This window comes from Paenibacillus massiliensis 2301065 = DSM 16942, from assembly GCF_000377505.1.
GTDB lineage: Bacteria > Bacillota > Bacilli > Paenibacillales > Paenibacillaceae > Paenibacillus > Paenibacillus massiliensis.
This window is the reverse complement of record NZ_KB898210.1, coordinates 20,595-39,898: the sequence shown is the minus strand read 5'-3', so window position 1 is coordinate 39,898 and position 19,304 is coordinate 20,595. Positions and strand designations below refer to the sequence as shown.

16 protein-coding genes are annotated in these 19,304 nt (G+C 48.8%); 12 read left to right on the top strand and 4 right to left on the bottom strand.

Going from position 1 to position 19,304, the window contains the following annotated elements; all coding sequences use genetic code 11:
* A partial coding sequence (locus D328_RS31700) for a polymorphic toxin-type HINT domain-containing protein (RefSeq protein ID WP_233426250.1) occupies positions 1-1,204 on the bottom strand: 1,204 nt, incomplete at its 3' end.
* Positions 1,205-1,411: 207 nt separating this feature from the next.
* Here D328_RS31700 and D328_RS0127760 point away from each other — a divergent pair.
* From D328_RS0127760 to D328_RS0127730, 6 genes are all read left to right on the top strand, one after another.
* The gene (locus D328_RS0127760; protein ID WP_018888283.1) at positions 1,412-2,002 is read left to right on the top strand and encodes a DUF5317 domain-containing protein; all 591 of its coding nucleotides are present in this window, start codon (positions 1,412-1,414) and stop codon (positions 2,000-2,002) included.
* Between the two features lie 274 nt (positions 2,003-2,276).
* On the top strand, positions 2,277-4,109 hold the full coding sequence (locus D328_RS0127750) for a bifunctional diguanylate cyclase/phosphohydrolase (protein WP_018888281.1): 1,833 nt from the start codon (positions 2,277-2,279) through the stop codon (positions 4,107-4,109).
* 29 nt (positions 4,110-4,138) lie between these two features.
* Entirely contained in the window at positions 4,139-4,975 is an 837-nt protein-coding gene (locus D328_RS0127745) for a sensor histidine kinase (protein ID WP_018888280.1), read from the top strand.
* Entirely contained in the window at positions 4,972-5,637 is a 666-nt protein-coding gene (locus tag D328_RS0127740) for a response regulator (protein ID WP_018888279.1), read from the top strand. Before D328_RS0127745 ends, D328_RS0127740 begins: the two co-directional genes overlap by 4 nt.
* A gap of 346 nt (positions 5,638-5,983) precedes the next feature.
* Positions 5,984-7,762: a copper resistance CopC/CopD family protein gene (locus D328_RS0127735; RefSeq protein WP_018888278.1), complete on the top strand. Its 1,779-nt coding sequence runs from the start codon at positions 5,984-5,986 to the stop codon at positions 7,760-7,762.
* A gap of 123 nt (positions 7,763-7,885) precedes the next feature.
* Positions 7,886-8,719, top strand: coding sequence for a YcnI family copper-binding membrane protein (locus D328_RS0127730; RefSeq protein ID WP_018888277.1), 834 nt, complete (start codon positions 7,886-7,888; stop codon positions 8,717-8,719).
* Positions 8,720-8,929: 210 nt separating this feature from the next.
* Here D328_RS0127730 and D328_RS0127725 read toward each other — a convergent pair whose 3' ends face one another.
* The gene (locus D328_RS0127725; protein WP_025678287.1) at positions 8,930-10,693 is read right to left on the bottom strand and encodes a methyl-accepting chemotaxis protein; all 1,764 of its coding nucleotides are present in this window, start codon (positions 10,691-10,693) and stop codon (positions 8,930-8,932) included.
* A gap of 618 nt (positions 10,694-11,311) precedes the next feature.
* Entirely contained in the window at positions 11,312-12,568 is a 1,257-nt protein-coding gene (locus tag D328_RS0127715) for a DUF445 domain-containing protein (RefSeq protein ID WP_018888274.1), read from the bottom strand.
* A gap of 181 nt (positions 12,569-12,749) precedes the next feature.
* Here D328_RS0127715 and D328_RS0127710 point away from each other — a divergent pair, with 181 nt between their 5' ends.
* Both D328_RS0127710 and D328_RS0127700 read left to right on the top strand, forming a co-directional pair.
* Positions 12,750-13,577 (top strand): aldo/keto reductase, encoded by an 828-nt coding sequence (locus tag D328_RS0127710; protein ID WP_018888273.1) that lies wholly within the window; start codon positions 12,750-12,752, stop codon positions 13,575-13,577.
* 437 nt (positions 13,578-14,014) lie between these two features.
* Complete coding sequence (locus tag D328_RS0127700; protein ID WP_018888271.1) at positions 14,015-14,926, top strand: DUF4261 domain-containing protein; 912 nt, start codon at positions 14,015-14,017, stop codon at positions 14,924-14,926.
* 301 nt (positions 14,927-15,227) lie between these two features.
* Here the strand turns inward: D328_RS0127700 and D328_RS0127695 are convergent, their stop codons facing one another.
* Positions 15,228-15,680: a cupin domain-containing protein gene (locus tag D328_RS0127695; protein ID WP_018888270.1), complete on the bottom strand. Its 453-nt coding sequence runs from the start codon at positions 15,678-15,680 to the stop codon at positions 15,228-15,230.
* A gap of 412 nt (positions 15,681-16,092) precedes the next feature.
* Here D328_RS0127695 and D328_RS0127690 point away from each other — a divergent pair, with 412 nt between their 5' ends.
* The 4 genes from D328_RS0127690 to D328_RS0127675 all read left to right on the top strand — a co-directional run bounded on the left by D328_RS0127690 (position 16,093) and on the right by D328_RS0127675 (position 19,254).
* A complete protein-coding gene (locus D328_RS0127690) occupies positions 16,093-16,878 on the top strand; it encodes an amino acid ABC transporter ATP-binding protein (RefSeq protein ID WP_018888269.1) in 786 nt (261 codons plus the stop codon).
* A 36-nt stretch (positions 16,879-16,914) separates the two neighbouring features.
* Positions 16,915-17,754, top strand: coding sequence for a glutamate ABC transporter substrate-binding protein (locus tag D328_RS0127685; RefSeq protein ID WP_018888268.1), 840 nt, complete (start codon positions 16,915-16,917; stop codon positions 17,752-17,754).
* A 183-nt stretch (positions 17,755-17,937) separates the two neighbouring features.
* Positions 17,938-18,597, top strand: coding sequence for an amino acid ABC transporter permease (locus tag D328_RS0127680; RefSeq protein WP_018888267.1), 660 nt, complete (start codon positions 17,938-17,940; stop codon positions 18,595-18,597).
* A 15-nt stretch (positions 18,598-18,612) separates the two neighbouring features.
* Complete coding sequence (locus tag D328_RS0127675; RefSeq protein ID WP_018888266.1) at positions 18,613-19,254, top strand: amino acid ABC transporter permease; 642 nt, start codon at positions 18,613-18,615, stop codon at positions 19,252-19,254.
* The last annotated feature ends 50 nt before the right edge of the window (positions 19,255-19,304 follow it).

Below are 19,304 nucleotides of genomic sequence, written 5' to 3'. Positions count from 1 at the left end.
CTGTGAAGTTATACACCGTGATTGGCTTGTCCAGCTTAAGGAATTCAACCTTATCAATCTTCAGGTTGCTTCCATCGGCCTTCTGGAGTTTGTCCCCGACCTGAAGCTCATCAGCGAAAATCCAACCTTTCCCTTCCACCCAGAACGGATGATTGTCGGTCGTCTCGATGACTTGCTCCCCGGCATGTAGCTTAATAATATCATCACGCTGGTTGCGATATAAAGCGGTGACTTCCTTGTAACCTAAATCTCCCTCTGGATCACTCTCATCCTTGGCAAGAACCTGATCTCCGACTTCAATGTCCTCAATATTCTTCTCACCTTCGTCGGTCTGAACCTTCGTTCCTGCGGCAAAGCAGTTACAGGAAGGAACCTTCTTCTTCCTCAGCTTATTAATCTTCTCAGCTACATCATCTGAGATTCGGATGAAGATTACTCTGCCTTCTTTACTTGCATACTTTACGACCTTATAGCCTTTGCCAACAAATTTCCCCATCGGTATAAAGCCTGCGACCGCCAATGTTTTTTCGTAATTCGCAGCATTCGGATCTCGCAGGGTATTCACATCATCCAGCAGCAGGAAATTAATCGTACTTCCGGCAGGACCACTCCAGCCCTTCCAAGGCTCAAGTGAAACATTTTTGTCCCCTACAAATCCACCCCAGCCTGCTCCAGCCTCGTGTCTATTCCCTGTTGAATCCACATACTTCAGTGGATTATTAATCACATACGTATACAAATTCAAGGTCAGTGGATCATCTAGTTCGCCCTCAAAGGTATCCTCATTCAGGAATCGCCCTACAGATGGGTCATACCAGCGAGCACGCAGGTATTGCAGATCCACCGCATCATCCCATAGCTCGCCCGAGTAACGGAACGGGTTGTGGACAGCAGCTGCGTTACTCGAATCCTCTAGCGGGTTCCCCCAGATGTCATACGTATACTCGGCCAGCACCGCCCCCGCTGCATCCTGCAGCTGCACGATATCTCCATGACCGTTATATACCGGGTACGCCTCACGACCATCTGCATAGCGGATCGCCTCTAGTCGATTACCGCGGATGTAACTGGCCTTCAGCTTCGGTGTACCCTGCTCTACAGTAGCCTCTGCGATAATCTGGTCCTCATCGTAGTAATACCGAGTCTCCACGCCGCTTTCGATGCGCCCGGTCAACAGTCCATCGCCATTGTAGCGATATTGCACGGTATTACCGTTCCGATATATTGTAAGTCGTTCTGGCATTTTAACTTTCAATATACTTGAGGGAACTACTAATTATGGTGATCAGAGACATAATCCGGATTTTTTATTTATAATAAATTGCCTAGTTCTCGAAAAAATATAGAAGGATTTTCCATATATATGTCGAATATTTCTATTACATCTATTTTATGAAACTGGAGAGCTGCCATGGTCTATGACGGAATTATCATTGGTATTGTTGTCGGCTTTTTTAGAGGTGGGTGGCAGCTTGAAGGGCTCCGCCGGCTGGGTCAGCTGAGATTAAAGGCTGGTTGGGTATTCCCTCTGCTACTGCTTGTACAACTCGTTATTTTCTACCTGCAAGGCAAGTTCGCGTTACTGGCATCTATGAATGGCATACTGTTCATGGCGGTATATGTCACAGGAATGATCTTTCTGTGGCTCAATCGACATCATCCGGGGTTTACACTCATTCTGATAGGCGTGCTGCTTAATTTTCTGGCCATGGCGGTCAATGGCGGGCGGATGCCTGTGTCTCTGACGGCTTCGACGGTACTTGGTCCATATTATATGGAGCTGCTATCATCCGGGGAAGTCATATCCAAGCATGTCATGATGGACACCTACACGCGCTTACCCTTTCTCGGGGATATTATTCCATTATCCAGCCCATATCCACGAACACAGGTCATTAGTATCGGAGATGTCATTATGAATCTGGGAATCTTCTTTCTGATACAGCATTTGATGGTGCCCAAGAAGAAGGGATATAGTAGCGCTAATCCGCATCATGCCTGATATCCATAGCAAGATTGCCGACACTAGCAATCATCTTGCTGTCTCTATACTCCAAGAGAGGAGGTAATCCTATATGAAGTCACTCAAATACTCTCGCGTCCTTATCAATGCCATCATTATTGTATCTGCTGTCATTGCCTTGACTTCCGGGTACAAGATCGGAGGCTAGCGACCAGTCTTGTTCCTGACAGATTGGACACAGGCTGGTTACCAGCCTGTTTTTTTTATTTTCTCATGAAAATGCTGATACATAACCATGGCAAGGAGAATCAAAATGAGGTTATTTAATCTGTTGCTTCCGCTCGTCACACCGATCCGGATTTATATTCTCAGCATTTGCTTGCTCGGTGCCAGTGTCTTTGCGTATGCGAATCATCTGTCCTTTCTCCATTATTCCCTTGAGCAATGGATAGTTGTGTATGCACTACTGGGCGCCGTAATGGTACTGGAGCACTTTACCTTCCAGATTCCCCCGGCGAGCAATAAGCAGTCTATGGACACCTCGGTATATCTGGCCTGCATTTTCGTATACAGCCTGGAGATGGCTATTTTCATCCTGCTGCTGAGCAGTATCATTGCGGCCGTGCGTGAACAATCGCTGTCATGGTGGAAGCACGCTGTCAATTTCTCCATCTACTCCATGTCCATGTTTGTGGCGACACTGGTATTTACAGCTAGCGGAGGACAGACAGGTCCGCTGGACAGTTCTCAGCTTGCAGCATATCTTCTGGCAATGATCACTTATTTTGTCATCAATACGCTCACTCTCGGCTTGTACTTCTATATTGCCTACAAGGAATCCCTTAGCGAGCTTCGCAAAGCATTTTTTGCAGAATCCTTGCTTGTGTACGTATGCACTCTCCTGCTATCGCTCGTGCTGACGGTTCTGTTGTATCATAATGGATTCCTGGGACTGGCTATCTTTTTGGCACTCAGCAGTCTGCTCTCACATGCCTTCAAGCTGCTGTTCCATATGTTCCGTGATGTCGAGCAGAAGGCGAATGTAGACCAGAGGACCGGATTATTTAACCATACGCAGTTCGAGAATGTGTTGAATTGTAATGTGAAGACGGCGAGAGGAAACAGTACTCCCTTATCTTTGGCGCTAATCGACATTGATGACTTCAAGGCGTATAACGACCATTTTGGCCATCTGAAGGGAGATCAGTTACTTGGATTTGTAGGTGCTCTGTTACTGAAGGAGACAGAAGATACCGATATTACAGCCTACCGCTATGGCGGCGAGGAATTCTCCCTGCTGCTCCCTGGATACCATGCTGATGAAGCCGCTCTCTTCGTCAATCGACTGCGCAAGCGTCTGAATGACTCTCTATTTGAAGGTGTGGAGATATTTCCGCACGGCTGTCTGTCCTTCTCTGCGGGGATTGCCGAATATCGGATAGACATTTATGATAAATCACAGTTGGTAGAACGAGCTGATAAGGCACTCTATTATGCCAAAAGACAAGGGAAGAATACCGTTCATATCACCGGCAGCCTCGACAACCTGGAGCGTGCCATTGATCTGAAGCAAGATATTAACGATATCGAGCAGCAGCTCAAGCTGTTCCTGTACAAGGACATCGACACCTTCAAGCACTCCAAACGGGTGTTCAAATACGCCAACGATATCAGCAAAGTACTGAACCTCAGTCCTGAAGAGAGATCCCGCTTCGTGCTGGGGGCCCTGATTCATGATATTGGCAAGCTGGAAATACCCTGGTCGATTTTGAACAAGAAGGAGCCACTGACCTGTGACGAATGGAATATGGTGAAGGGACATGTAACCTGGGGTAAACGTATAGTAGAGGCGAATGGCCGCTTCGCAGAGCTCATCCCCTTCATCGAGCTGCATCATGAGCGTTATGATGGCGGCGGATATCCTTATGGCTTTGCCGGCGAAGAGATTCCCTGGCTATGCAGGATGCTAACCATCATTGATTCCTTTGACGCCATGACGACAGAGAGACCCTACCAACGAACGAAGACCTTCGATGAAGGCTTGAACGAGCTACGTAAATGCTCCGGCACCCAATTCGATCCGGTCCTTACAGAGATTTTCATTGAATACATCACAAGCATACGCCCTGTATCGGATCAGGTATAGAACCTGAATTCGACAGTAAAGGAGAGTACATGACCTACAGAGATATCAAGCGGATGATTCTGTTCATTCCTGCAGTTACAGTCGGATTATGGGAGTATGTTCGACATCAGTTCCTGATGCCCTACATTTCTATGGAACTGGGCAATTGGCTGACCCCTGTTATTCTACTCCTCGTCAGTATTACGCTGCTGAACAGGCTGTTCCATATGATGGAGACGGCACGAGCGGAGTTGGAGCGTGAACGGGCTGCCAAAGACCAGCTGGAGTCCAGAGAGCTGCTTGCAAGAGAGCTACATGATGGTATTGCTCAGTCCCTTTTTCTACTATCGGTAAAGGTGGATAAGGCAGAACGCTCAGCAGAAGCTGCAGCCTCACCGCAATTCTGGAGCGGCATCCGCAAGACTCTACATGAAATGGATCGCTATGTCCGCCAGGCCATCTCCAATCTGAGAGAGGTCGAGCCTACACATCCGTCAGCGGAATTCTCCGCATTGCTGCAGCGCGTAGAGGACATTACGAGGGATGTCTACCCGCAGGCCGGACTAGACTGGGACATTCAAGACAAGCAGCTTACTGCCTTGGAGCAGATTGAACTGCTTGCCTGTATAAGAGAAGGGCTATTGAATGTCCGAAAGCATGCTCAAGCCACAGAGGTGAACGTAAAGGGTGAACGTCTGCCGGGGCAGGGCTGGAGAGTCATTATTGCCGATAATGGCGTAGGATTCGACGATCATCCTCTGGAGCGTAAAGACCACTATGGACTACAAATCACCAAAGAACGCAGTGAGAGACTCGGCTGGATGTTCCGATTCGCCCGATCGAATGGCCAGACAACACTTGAAATCAGCAAGGAGGTACAGGCATGAATCTACCTGTCCGCGTTATGATCGCCGATGATTCTGCACATGCACGTGAGGCTGTACGGGACATTCTGTCTGAAGACGACTCCTTTGAGATTATTGCCGAAGCCTCCAGTGGGGCCGAAGCATTAACGTTGACCGAGGAGCTGATGCCCGACGTGCTGCTAATGGACATACGCATGCCCGATATGAACGGACTAGAAGCTACGAGCTTGATCAAGCTGCGCTTTCCATATGTCAAGATTGTGATTATTACCGTATCGGACGATGTAACGCACCTGTTCGAAGCATTGAAGCGAGGAGCTCAGGGATATTTATTGAAGAATCTGTCTCCCTCCACTTGGCTGGAGTACCTGCAAGCCATCGTAAGGGAAGACGCGCCACTCAGCCGAGAGCTGGCTTATCGGATACTGCAGGAATTCCCAACCTCACCGAAGGGGAACGAGGCAGCACATGGCTTGACTGCACGCGAGCGCGAGATTCTCAATTGGGTCGCTTCAGGCAAGACCAATCGTGAGATCGGCGAAGGCCTCTTCATCTCGGAGCAGACCGTGAAGAATCATCTCAAGAACATCCTGCACAAGCTGCAGTTGGAGAATCGAGTACAGCTTACGCGTTATGCCATCGAGCAAGGCCTGGTCGAGCGCGACCCCGGAACTTCCCGGTAATGATTTTGGCTCAGCTATCCAAATGAACAATGGCTCTAATGCAGCGTAATTCGATACTTACGAGAAGTCATAACATAGACTCATGCTATAAACACATACTAAAGACGCATACTATACATGCAGAGATTAGACCAAGAGGCCGTGCACAGGAGGTGCAAAGGTGGATCTGCTGTTATCGTAGTGCGTCTTTTTTGCCGATTTTTCATATAATCGTCAAATTTAATCGTATAAAACACATTTTTATAGCCCTATATGGTGATGTTCGCACTTGCCAGCAAGACTTTATAATGAACTTTCGTATACTAGCATTGGAACTAAATTTTTATTAAGGGAGGTCGCATGACTCATGCTCATCATACACCGTCGGGCAGTGACCATCCTGATCACCGTCCTCTGCATGTTAGGCATACTGGGGTTACCTGGGGTCGCTTGGGGACATGCCTCACTGATCCAATCCTCTCCAGAAGCCAATGCGGTACTTGAGGAGGCACCCGAACGAGTTGAGCTAACCTTCAACGAACCGCTACAGACTGCGTTCATGTCCATTCAGGTGACAAATCAGGATGGGCAGCGTGTAGATACAGGTGAAGCCAGACTCTTGCCGACTAACTCCAACGTAATGGAAGGGGATCTGAAGGCCGATCTGCCTTCCGGGGTCTACACCATACAGTGGCGGGCAATCTCTGCGGATGGACACCGAATTGAAGGGATCATTCCGTTTCAAGTTGCTCTGGCTGGGCAGACCGGGGAACTCCCCCTGACTACAACGCCGATCAGCTCTGGCGAGACTGAGCAGACTCGTATCGACCTCGTTCTGATTCGCTGGCTGATGTACCTGGGGATATCGCTGCTCTTTGGAGGGCTTGTGTTTCGACTGTATGTACTACAACAGGGCTGGGGTACCACAGACTCCGGGAAGGACAGCAGCATTGATAAGCAAACAGCCAGAAACAGGCTACGAGCACTGACCATTCCACATCTCCCTGCCTTGTTATGGAGCGGATATGCCGCCCTCGCTGTTGCCGTAATTCTGGCGCTTCCCCTTCAGGTCTCCTGGGATGCTGCTGTACCTATCGCCCAAGGATTCAGTGGGCAACTCATCGGAGAGGCACTACGCTTCACTCATGCAGGCCAGCTATGGTTCGTTCAAGTTATGCTGCTGCTGATCATCAGTGTCACTATGATCTATGCACATGACCGTGAGCAGCCTCTTGCCAAGCAACGCCGATACGCACACTTTACTGTGATTTTGACTCTGGCTATTATGCTGGCCAAGGCCTCTGTAGGGCATGCAGCAGCGGCTTCGTTGCCTATAGCAGCCATCTTGGCTGATTGGGTGCATTTTGCAGCAGCAGCCTTCTGGATCGGATCGCTTAGCGTGATGCTGATCTGTATGAGCGTACAACGGCGTGTAATGGACCCCGAAGAGCACAAGCTCCTCATGGGTGACCTGCTGCGAGGCTTCGGCGGCTGGGGCATTGTGGCGACAGCGCTGTTGCTTGGGACGGGGGTCTATACCTCATTTGAATACCTGCCTTCACTAGAGGCACTCGTATCGACTGGTTACGGCTGGACCCTGCTAGGCAAAGCCCTCCTGATGCTGATTATGCTCGGGATTGCAGGCATTCAGTTCCGCAAGGTGCGCAAGCCACAGGAAGTCCCTCCGATAGGTAAGGGTATCCGATGGGAGCTGGGGGCGGGGATCGCTGTCCTGCTACTCGCAGCGCTGTTGACTCATTTGTCACCTACACCGGCTCCATCTACAACGACATCTCCATCTCCGGTAGCCAACGCTTCCTTCCAGGCTACCCAGACGGATGAAGCCAATCATCAGGTCACATTGACGGTCCAACCGACGCGGGTTGGCAGTAGCACCCTCGAGGTAACGTTCACGGATCAGGCGAATGTGCCTGTCGAAGGCATACAACAGGTGACGCTGACCCTTATACCGGAGCAGACTGAGCGCACAGCGCAGGAGTTTATCATACCTGCCCAAGCAGAGCAGCCGTTCACAGCTACAGAAATCTTACCTGTTGCCGGAAATTGGACCATTCATGTGCACGCCTTGACAGCATCTCTGGACTCTATTGATGCGGAGTTCTCTGTTGCCGTATCTGCCGAGTAGGCTACAAGCGTGTGTGATTCGCCTCTTGAACGTACATCGGAGCTTCACAACGCTCATTTGCTTGATTTTGTCTGTAGCAATTAACGAAGTATCCCAATCCAATCATAAAGCGAGGTATTCAACATGTTCACACGATTCAAGAAGCACTCCCGTCCATTCACCAAGCTCATGACAACGCTGACTACAGCTGCTGCAGCGATGCTACTGTTCGCTGGCATTGCCAGCGCTCATGTCACTGTATCCCCTGCGGTATCCAAGCCTGGTGCCTGGGAGACCTATACGATGAAGGTCCCTGTAGAGAAAGAGGTTGCTACCAACAAAGTCGCGTTGAAGGTGCCTGATAATGTAGATTTCAAGCAATATGAGCCCGTGCCTGGCTGGACTGTCGCCATTGATCGCAATGCGGCGGGAAAGGTCGACACCGTCACCTGGACATCCGAAGGAGATGGTATTGAAGCTGGTCAGTATCAGCGCTTCAGCTTTGTGGCAGTTAATCCTTCAGGAGAGGCTGATGTCACCTGGAATGCTTTCCAATACTATGCTGATGGAAGCATCGTTGAATGGACCGGCGGGGAAGGCTCCCAACGTCCCCATTCCATCACCAAGGTCACTGCTGATGACACTGCAGCATCGGATACAGGACATTCCCACGGTAACACTGATGGCCATCATACTGAAGGGGATCTGAGCGGAGGCACTACAGGATCAGCAGACAATAATGAGGCCTCCAATGATACGGCAGCTACAGATTCATCGACAGGTAGCACAGCACCAGAGAATGCCGAAGAGCAAGCTGGTACTCCAGCACAGACGGATGCTAGCACTGGACAGACAGCGTCTGGCACGGAGACTGCTGCTTCTCCTATGAACACGAGTACGACTGTAATCAGTATTGCTGGTCTTGTCATTTCACTGGCAGCTCTGACGCTAGCGATCCGTAATCGTCAACGTCGATAATCCGGACAGGACAATAAGAAAAACCTCTATCGTCGCATTTTCTCAGAAGACAGACCGCATTAAGTTGAAGTTTTTCTTGCGATGATCGTATGGTTCAGCTCCGGTAAAAATTTATATACTCTATGATCTAAATAAAACACCGCTTCTTTCGACAAGCGTAGCACACAAGGTGCTCGCATCGTCGAAGAGAAGCGGTGTTTTTTTGAGGGATCAGCTCTCCCGAACCTTGAAGAAGGAGATCAGTTCCTGTAGCTGTTGCGATACCGTAGACAGCTCATCAGAGGCCGTAACGATCATCGCCATGGAGGCTTCCTGCTCTGCAGTAGACTCCTGAATTTGCTTGCTGCTGTTCGCAGCCTTACTTACACTAATAGATAATTCCTCCGCAGTCGCTGTCATTTCCTGAGTGCTTGCGGATATTTCTTCAGTAGAGCTGGAGATATCTTGTATCTGGTTAGCAACTTTATTCGTGGCTGCCATGATATTCTCGAAAAATTCACCCGTCTCTTGAGTGACATTCAGGCCCTTGTCGACCTCAATTGAGCCCTGCTGCATGGCTACTGCTGATTTCCCAATGTGCTCTTGAATCTCGTCAATCAATCCACGGATTTGCTGCGCTGATTCCTGAGACTGCTCAGCCAGCTTGCGAACTTCCCCGGCTACTACGGCGAAGCCTCTCCCCTCTTCCCCTACACGCGCAGCTTCAATCGAGGCATTCAGCGCCAGCAGGTTGGTCTGATTGGCAATCTCCGTAATCATATTCACGATGCTGCTAATCTCATTAGAGCGATTCTCCAGCGAACGGATCGAGCTTGAAGTGTTATGCACAGCGTCAGAGATTAGGTTCATCTGCTGGATAACCTGACTCATCCGTTCATGACCCGCGCGGGAGCGCTCCTCCATACCTAGAGCCTCATCAGCCACATCTGCTGAGCTACTGGCAATCGTCTGTACTACGGTTGACATCTCTGCCATGGATCGCGCACTTTCGATCGTCGCCTGATCCTGAGAGTTAAGCCCTGTAGAAATCTCTCGAATATTGCCACTAATCCGTTGAATGCTGCTGTTATTGGTCGCTGAGATCTCCATCAGGCTTTGGGACGAGCTGGACAGCTGACCTGCGGTTACTTGAACCTTATAGATCGTATCATTGATCCGTCCGATCATCTCATTGAACTTCTGGTTGATGACACCCAGATCATCTTTCCCCGTCTCTATGGTGATATCCAGATTCCCTGTACTCACTTCCTCGATGCCCTGCATCAGATTGCGAATCGGGCGCAGCGTCTTCTTCAGCAAAACGAACTGCAACACGATACACAGCAACAGGAAGGCTACTAGGAAAATAGAGCCGTAAGTAAGCATTTTGTTCAGTCCCTTAGGCACGGCACTCGCATCAATATCGAAATAAAGTGCTCCGATCAACTGACCTTGGTCATTTTTGATGGGATAGATCATCGTTGTCCAGGTTCCGTAATCGTCCGTATAGAAGGTACTGAATGAAGGCTGATCATTCTCCATCATGTGCCCAAGAGCCACCACGTTCTCTTGAGGCAAAGGATACATGGCACCTGCTGGCAGATTATCCTTCTCAAACGGCTCCACGAGATTCGTAGGAATTGCAATGACGGAGGTCTGGTCCCCACCCTCAAGCTCCACACCAAAAATATAGGCCTGTGCAATATTGGGATAGAACTCATGAATCGAATCCAGGTAATCCCTCAACTCCTTTTGCACAGGACCTGCATAACTTTTTTCATCTATCGCCGCAACGACCTTACTTACATCCAGATCGTTGGACCATTTCAGAGTCATGACTTCAGCCTGATCATACAGCTGCTCCACCAGTATACTTTTTTGAAGCTGGTAGCTTGATGTAATTAATATAACGCCGATAAGAACAATACTTCCGAAGGAAATCACAAGATTTTTGACAAAAAACGGGAGCGTACTCCACCGTAACCTATTAAACAAGACGACTCACTCCTTCATAATATGCTGAAAATGGACAAACTAATACTTCTGTACGGATCACATTATCCGAATTAGCTTACTTCAAAAGGTATAGTAATCATGTTGCGCATCTTTTCTACAAGCGTCTACATACTCTCTAAATACTTCTATCTAGTCATGGTTATGTATTGTTCTCAAAATATGGGCCTTCTGGACTCATATACTAGGACCTCCAGACTTATAGTATTCATGGAATATATCGAGATCAAGCTATACTTATGTTAGTTACATAGAAGAAAACGGTCCTTTAGAACTACAATATTATCCTTTTTTTCGACATCTTTTTCACTTTTACACTCCTTCCCTTGCATACATGCCGCTACCACCATTGAGTGCATCCTATCGCTGCATAACGCAAAAAAAGCTGCCGAAGGACGAGTTCACGCATCCCTTCCTGGCCAGCAGCTTTGATTATTATCCACACCTACTTTACCTATATTTGTATAAAAAATTGCATCTTTGCTGTAAATCAGACCTATACACCCGTCTGCTTATCTTCCAAACACCCGATTTTTAACGTTGCCGATCTCCCCGACACACTTGTCTTACTCCACTCATGGTCTCACCACTTCACTTATCTTACTCAAGGACCATACGGATGCCTGTCAATACAATCCCTATTAAAAAGCCCGTCAGCGCGCCATTAATCCGAATCCACTGTATATCCTGACCCAATTTATCCTCCATCAACGCGATTAAGGTGTCGTTATCCATCTTATCCACGTTCTCACGCACCAGCTTGCCGATCTTTCCATGATTAGCTTCTAGAAGCCCTGTGACAAGGTCCACTGCCTGGGAATTCAGCTTATCCAGTAGCCCTTGCTCCTGACGCACATAATCAATCATCCGCCGAACGACAGGCAGTAGATGACGCTCTACATAGGCTCCATCCTCCATCCCTGCCAGCAATCGGGTACGTAGCTCCTCCAGCTTGGTATGAATAAGCTCCTCACCTTGCCAGGAAGCGGCCCAATCCGCCTTCCAGTCGTTCAGACCTTCATGCAGCGTATCGTCTGTCGCGAGCCTTCTGACCTGCTCCTTCATCGCTCTCAGGACTGCCTCCCGGCGCGGATGAGATTGCATTCGCAGTTCATCGATTCGCTCCAGCAGGAAATGACGAATCATCTCCCCCATACGCTCCTCATTCAGATACCCCATAAATGCATTCACCGCGAACTGCATCAGCCCATTAAGCTGCAGACCAGCAATGGCCTGCATCCCCATGGAGCCCAGCATATATTGACTATCCGGCTTCATTAGCCAGGATTCAGCCTGCCCCAGAGCATAGTCAAGCGCCTTGGAATCATAGCTCTTGTCCACGATTCCCTTTGCCAGTTGCTCCAGGATTGGCCTTGTATCCATAGCTGTGACCTGATGGCGAATTTCTGCAGTGAGCACAGGCACCAGCCCTTCGAGCGGAATGTGCTCAACCAGCCGCTTCGCTATATGGTCGATAGTCTTGGAGGCCTGTGGAGTCTCCAATCCTTTTTCCAGCGCATTCACCACCAGCTCAGCCAGACGAGCTCCATGAATCTTGGAGGAAATACTTTCCTTGTTCAGAAGATTATTTTCTACGGTATTAACAAGTGCATCCGTTAGCTTCTCACGATTCTTTGGTAATAGTGCTGTATGGGGAATAGGAATCCCCAGCGGATGTCGGAACAACGCAGTGACTGCGAACCAGTCCGCTAATCCCCCAACCATGCCTGCTTCGAATGCGCCCGTCACGAGACGCACACCTGGTATATGTTGAAAAGGTAACGTAGCCGCGAAGCCCGCCCCCATAATGACAAGCGACCAGGTGGCCGCCTTCTTGGTCTGTTTCGGTTTTGCCATGTTCATCCTCCATCATTAAGCCTGCAATCATCCTTTGGAACCATATTATCACCGTCCGTGGAAAATCCCAAATTTCAATGTTATTTTCTGCCCAGATGCAGCTTGTATCCGTTAAAATAAGGGTAAATATATAAGGCCGGACTTTCCGGTGTACCATGACAGTGAGGGAGGAATTCAAGTAATGAAGCATTTGCAGGATACAGTCACTTTGAATAACGGCGTCAAGATGCCTTGGTTCGGTCTGGGCGTCTGGAAGGTTGAGGATGGGCAAGAGGTCGTGGACACCGTCAAATATGCCATTCAATCGGGCTACCGCAGCATTGATACAGCTAGAGGCTATAATAATGAAGAGGGCGTCGGCCAAGGCATTCGCGAATCCGGTGTTCCTCGGGAGGATCTGTTCATTACCTCCAAGCTCTTCAATAAGGATCAGGGCTATGAATCCACACTGGAAGCCTTCGAGGGCAGCATGACCCGTTTGGGCCTGGAGGTGCTGGATTTGTATTTGATTCACTGGCCTGTCAAAGGAAAGTACAAGGATACTTGGAGAGCCATGGAAAAGCTATATAAGGAAGGGCGTATTCGCGCCATTGGCGTTAGTAATTTCCAGATTCATCATCTGCAGGACCTGATGAGCTCCTCCGAGATCATTCCGGCTGTGAATCAGGTAGAGTTCCATCCCCAGCTCACACAAGTGGAGCTACGACGCTTCTGCAAGGAGCAGGGAATTCAGCTTGAAGCCTGGTCCCCACTTGGTGGTGGTGCTCTCCTGGACAACAGTACGCTTAAGGACATTGCAGCGAAGTACGGAAAATCAGTAGCACAGGTGATCCTGCGTTGGGATCTGCAGCATGGGGTCATTACGATCCCCAAATCTGTCCACGAGGAGCGTATTCGAGCCAACGCTGACATCTTTGATTTCGAACTGACTCCAGAGGATATGACGCAGATCGACGCATTAAATGAGGACAAGCGCACGGGTCCAGACCCGGATAACTTTAATTTCTGATCATTTCAAAATTGTTGCTAGCTTTAATGATTGATGGGATCGTGATTAAGCTCGGGGTAGCCTTATCGGCTGCCCCGATATTCGAGGACAAGATGACGAAGTATCAGGGCAATGGATATGCCAACTTCCAAGTCTATAGCTACATCATCCTTCGGTGGGAATCATTCAATAAAGTTGGTGATGTTGGTGATGTTGTTCATTTTGTTCATGTTGGTGATGCTGGTCAGGTTGATCAGATTGACCAGGCTGAAGGTCACATGATTTCCATAGTAAATCTCTGTATAATGAGCTTCATGAGAGCAAGCTGTATCATACATAGACTGGCAAGGAACCCGTGCAGGGCAAGAGCTAATCCTTTAGCCTTGACTGGCATGTTTACAGCGCAAATAAGCGGTACTTAGTGTGATTAGAGATCAAGTACAGGAAGGATGACTCGAATGACTGACAACATGGAGGATACGGTAGCCGAGAATGAATATGGCTTTGCCGCAATATATAGTGTAGAGCTGCTGCTCAAGGAGCCACCAGTGCTTCAGAGGGACAAGCTTTACGCCAAAATTCAAGAATACACAGGCCCGCTTAACCAAGGGAATGAGAATGATGGAGCCGCAACGAGCGAGGAGAATCTTGCTGTGTGGGAGCCTAACGAAGAGCATCCAGAAGCATTGCTACATTTCTTCCATCTCAATTATATGGTTGAATATGAAGATGGTTCGTTGCCCGCTCAGACTGCCATCGTCCCGCTGGATAGAGCATATGATCCCTCTACATATACAACTGCTCTTCAACAGGCCTGGCACTGGCCGGATGCAAGAGAAGCTGTGGAGCGTAGCTCCTATTCGTTGATCCTGCATGATCTGGTAGCCTCAGGCTTGCCACACCAGCAAAGACTGGAGCTGTTCACTGGCGTGCTGAAGGCGCTCCTGGAGACCTTGCCTTGTGAGGCTGTGTACTGGAGAGGCAGCGATAAGCTGGTGGAGCCACAAGCCTATCTCGCAGCGCTGGAGGATGGTCAGCTGCTATATGGAGCGCTCAACATCAGGATGTATCAGGCACCAGCTCCCATCGAGGGCAGATCGGATCTGGTCATGGACAGCTGTGGGCTGGCCGCTCTCGGGATTCCTGACGTGCAGTGCCACTTCCATTCCCTTGAGCCTAACGAGATGGCGGGCTTCCTGCTGAATATTGCCCACTATCTCTTCAATCAGGGAGATGTGATCTCCGATGGCGAGACAGTAGGCTACGATGAGGAGCAGCGCTGGGTATGTGAGCATCAATACTCGCTCGTTCAGCCTCGCAGAATCGTGCTCGACATTAATCCTGGACCCCAGCATTATGCAGGTGCCTAACGTTGCCTAATCCTTAGGTGATCTGTTCATGCAAGAAATTCTCATACAAGTAAGTTCATACAAGTAAGTTTCATACAAGAAAAGTGCCTTTCTACAAATCTCTGCTGAAGACTATTAAAGTCTTAAAGCCTTCTATTTAAAAAGCGTCCTTCCCGCCGAGTACTAAGCTCAGTCTGAGAAGGACGCTTTTCTTTGAAAAAGTATGCCCACATTCCTACATCCCCCGCGTATCCCCAACAACACACCTTCGATTCCTGTTAATGTGCTCAAATATGGTGGAAATACGCCATCCGGCACAGCCTTAACGCGAGATCAGCTTGAAGTCATCAAAGTGGAATCCAGGAGCTACAACACAAGTGACGAGTACAGGCTCATCACCGAGCGGACGAGCTGTCTGCCACACACCTCCAGGCACTAGTCCTTGCGGGGATTGGCCAGCAGCCACATCTGCCCCAAGAATAATAACAGTCTCCTCACCTGGGTTCTCACCGTTGCCCCCAAGCTTCAGCTCGATGGGACTACCCGAATGGTAGAGCCACAGCTCATCAGAATGTACTACATGCCACTCCGAGAACTCACCTGGATGCAGCAAAAAATACGTAGATGAGGCTGCGAATCTTGGTCCCGAATAAATATCCGGAAGCACTGGCTTAGGAATCTGGAAGCTCGCCTTCCACATTTCTTTGTACCAACCGCCCTCAGGATGAGGCTGCATATCAAGGGCCGCTACAAGCGGAGAGATTTCTTTGCTCATTACAATTACCTTCCTTCAGCTAATTCATTTTAGTTCATACTTATTCACCTTTTATGTCATCCATATCTTGCAATTGGGATACACAGAAGCCGAAGCTCACTTATTAATGTAAAACATGAAGCTGCATTTGTCACGTATGCAATATGCCCTGTAGCGTTCGAAAGCAATATATGTCATGTTTTCGAACGAAAACACTTGGTAACCGTGTTATATTTGTAAATTTTTATAATATTTTGACATAAATAATAAACAAAATGTAATAAACCTAACTTACAACCATCTAATATTTGACCTAATGTATATAAAATAAGTTCATTCGGTATTTACATGTTATATAAATTGACGGAAAATTATTGTAATTATTTCTTTGACATTGTATCATTAGTTAACTATTTTCTATTTTTGCTTTCTTTTGGATGATTCGGGCGATTCAGATGTCAGACAGTATGTTACGGAAGGAGGGCTTGTTCTGATTGAATTTCGCAATGTTAACAAGCACTATGGTCATTTCCATGTACTCAAGGACATTAATCTTACAATTGAGGAAGGTCAGGTCGTCGTTATTATCGGCCCTTCGGGATCAGGCAAGAGCACCCTGCTTCGGTGTATGAACCGGCTGGAGACGATCTCCGGGGGACAACTGATTGTTAACGGAGTTCCCCTTCATGACAAGCGCATGGACATCAACAAATTCCGCAGGGACATCGGCATGGTGTTTCAGCATTTCAACCTCTATCCGCATAAGCGGGTTGTTGAGAATATCATTCTCGCCCCCATGAAGGTGCTTGGCGTCTCCAAGGCAGAGGCTTCGGCAACAGCCTTGACTTACCTGAAACGCGTTGGCATCGAGGATAAAGCCGAGAGCTACCCGGCACAGCTATCCGGCGGTCAACAGCAGCGTGTTGCCATAGCACGCGGTCTCGCCATGAAGCCGAAGATTATGCTCTTCGACGAACCCACCTCGGCGCTGGACCCCGAGACGATCGGTGAGGTGCTGGATGTCATGCGCTCATTGGCTCATCAAGGCATGACCATGGTCATCGTTACGCATGAAATGGGCTTCGCCCGTGAAGTGGCAGACCGCGTCATATTCATGGATCAGGGACAGATTCTGGAAGACAGCACACCTGCAGAGTTCTTCGCTGAACCCAGGGAAGAGCGTGCACGCACATTTCTCAGCCGTTTGATCAATCATTAATCTAAATACAAAAGTAGAGAAAGGGGATCATCTCACATGAAACAAAGAATTCAATGGAAAGTCTCCATGCTATTACTTGTATCCTTATTCCTTATTCTTGCTGGTTGTGGCGGAGGCACCGACGGTGGCTCAAGTAATGCTGGTACCGGAGGCGGTGAAGAGGCTACTGCTCTGGAAGCTATCAAAGAACGTGGCAAGCTCATTATCGGGGTGAAGAATGATACCAAGCTCTTCGGTCTCAAGAATACAGCCACTGGGGAGATTGAAGGCTTCGACGTTGATGTAGCTAAAGCGATTGCCAAGCAGATATTCGGTGATGAGAGCAAGGTGGAGTTCAAGGAGGTTACCTCCAAGACGCGTATTCCATTACTTCAGAACGGCGAGATTGATATGATCGTTGCTACCATGACCATTACGGAAGAACGTAAACAGCAGGTGGATTTCAGCGAAGTATATTTTGAGGCAGGACAATCGCTTCTCGTTCGGACAGACAGCCCGATTACAGGTATTGATTCGCTGGACGCTTCCACGAAGGTACTGGCAGTTAAGGGCTCTACATCCACCAAAAATATACGGGAGAAGGCTCCGGACGCCACCGTGCTTGAATTCGAGAACTATCAGGACGCCTTCAATGGGCTCAAGGCCAACAAAGGCGATGCTCTGACTACAGATAATGCGATCCTGCTCGGAATGCAGCAACAGGACCCAAGCTTCCATCTGGTGGGCGGCAATTTCACTGACGAGCCTTACGGTATCGCTGTGAAGAAGGGAAATGAGGCATTGCTCCAGGCAGTGAATGATACCTTGACTGAGCTGCACAGCAGCGGTGAATATGACACCCTCTACGAGCAATGGTTCGGCACGAAGCCTGAATAGGCCCGAGAACCAGCATGTACAAGAACTAGCCAGGTACTAGAACTCCCTATCCCACAAGTGTGACAATCTAGCTTTTTCAAAATGGCGGAAGGAGCCGCAAGCTGCGAGCTCCTTTCTTTCATGGTGAGTCGAAGATCATCTTGTTCCCATATCGTCTGATGCAACGGAGGTGTGATGACACTAATGCTTGATTTCGACATCAATGTACTATTCAACAACTGGGATCGCTATATAGACGGCTTCCTGACGACCCTTCAGGTCAGTCTGATCGGACTGGTCGGCAGCTTCATTCTGGGTACCCTGATCGCTGTCTTCCGGATCGCACCAGTCAAGCCTCTTAATTGGTTCGGAACAGCCTACGTCGAATTTTTTCGAAATATTCCACTGTTGATTACTGTATATTTGTTTTACTATGGTCTGGGCTCGTTCGGGGTGAACTTCGATGGGTTCGCAGCGGGGACAATCGGTCTTACCATCTATACCTCTGCCTACGTCGCTGAAGCCATTAGAGCAGGCATTCAGACCGTACCCAAAGGACAAATGGAGGCTGGTCGCTCCTCTGGTCTCAGCTACAACCAGACGATGATCGAGATCATCCTGCCGCAGGCCATCAAAATCTCCCTGCCTGCCATCGGTAATCAGTTCATCAATATGTTCAAGAATTCATCCATCCTTGCAATCGTAGCTGGCGCAGACCTGATGCTCGTATCTGATCAGATTAACTCTGATATTTTCATGCCTGTCAGCGTGTATGCTTTTACAGCCATGTTCTATCTGGTTATTACGCTGCCACTTAGCTTCGGGGTGCTGTATCTGGAGAGACGATTGGCCAAAACATCCTAAGGAGGGAAGCCCGACATGGATACATTTTTCACATGGACGAACATCAGATTCATTCTGGACGGCTTCCTGCTTACGCTAGAGGTCGCGTTATATTCGATACTCATCAGTACAGCCTTAGGCATATTGCTCGGGGTGCTGCGCTATACTCGGCTACCAGTCATCTCGCAGATTGCTGCGTTCCTTATTGATATCATCCGCAATCTGCCACTCCTGCTCATTATCTTCTTCCTGTTCCTCGTGCTGCCAGCCGTCGGGTTCTCCGTTCCATTAAAGTGGTCTGCCATCATCGGTCTATCTGTATTTGAAGCAGCCATGATTGCGGAGATTGTGCGTAGCGGCCTCAATTCGGTGGATAAAGGCCAGATCGAGGCAGCCCGTTCCTCTAGCCTTAGCTATACACAGACATTATGGCACATTGTACTACCTCTGGGTCTACGCAGAATGGTGCCTCCAATGGTCAGCCAGTATATTTCGCTCATGAAGGATACGTCACTGGCCGTTATCATATCACTACCTGAACTGACGCATAGTGCACAGATTGCCGGAGCACAGAACCAGTCTTTTGTAATACCTGCCCTGCTGTTCGCCGCCTTCCTGTATTTTGTTGTCAATTATGGCATGTCACTCATCGCCAAGCGATTGGAGGTCCGCACATAACTTAACTTATAGGTCTGTCATAAAGAAAAAAGGAAGGCCCCTCGCAGAAG

What these genes read in the sequence shown, in the direction of transcription:
- D328_RS0127695 (WP_018888270.1), bottom strand. Translation starts at nt 15,680, where the DNA reads ATGAGCAAAGAAATCTCTCCGCTTGTAGCGGCCCTTGATATGCAGCCT.
- D328_RS0127710 (WP_018888273.1), top strand. Translation starts at nt 12,750, where the DNA reads ATGAAGCATTTGCAGGATACAGTCACTTTGAATAACGGCGTCAAGATG.
- D328_RS0127700 (WP_018888271.1), top strand. Translation starts at nt 14,015, where the DNA reads ATGACTGACAACATGGAGGATACGGTAGCCGAGAATGAATATGGCTTT.
- D328_RS0127750 (WP_018888281.1), top strand. Translation starts at nt 2,277, where the DNA reads ATGAGGTTATTTAATCTGTTGCTTCCGCTCGTCACACCGATCCGGATT.
- D328_RS0127745 (WP_018888280.1), top strand. Translation starts at nt 4,139, where the DNA reads ATGACCTACAGAGATATCAAGCGGATGATTCTGTTCATTCCTGCAGTT.
- D328_RS0127685 (WP_018888268.1), top strand. Translation starts at nt 16,915, where the DNA reads ATGAAACAAAGAATTCAATGGAAAGTCTCCATGCTATTACTTGTATCC.
- D328_RS0127740 (WP_018888279.1), top strand. Translation starts at nt 4,972, where the DNA reads ATGAATCTACCTGTCCGCGTTATGATCGCCGATGATTCTGCACATGCA.
- D328_RS0127730 (WP_018888277.1), top strand. Translation starts at nt 7,886, where the DNA reads ATGTTCACACGATTCAAGAAGCACTCCCGTCCATTCACCAAGCTCATG.
- D328_RS0127735 (WP_018888278.1), top strand. Translation starts at nt 5,984, where the DNA reads ATGCTCATCATACACCGTCGGGCAGTGACCATCCTGATCACCGTCCTC.
- D328_RS0127675 (WP_018888266.1), top strand. Translation starts at nt 18,613, where the DNA reads ATGGATACATTTTTCACATGGACGAACATCAGATTCATTCTGGACGGC.
- D328_RS0127760 (WP_018888283.1), top strand. Translation starts at nt 1,412, where the DNA reads ATGGTCTATGACGGAATTATCATTGGTATTGTTGTCGGCTTTTTTAGA.
- D328_RS0127680 (WP_018888267.1), top strand. Translation starts at nt 17,938, where the DNA reads ATGCTTGATTTCGACATCAATGTACTATTCAACAACTGGGATCGCTAT.
- D328_RS0127715 (WP_018888274.1), bottom strand. Translation starts at nt 12,568, where the DNA reads ATGGCAAAACCGAAACAGACCAAGAAGGCGGCCACCTGGTCGCTTGTC.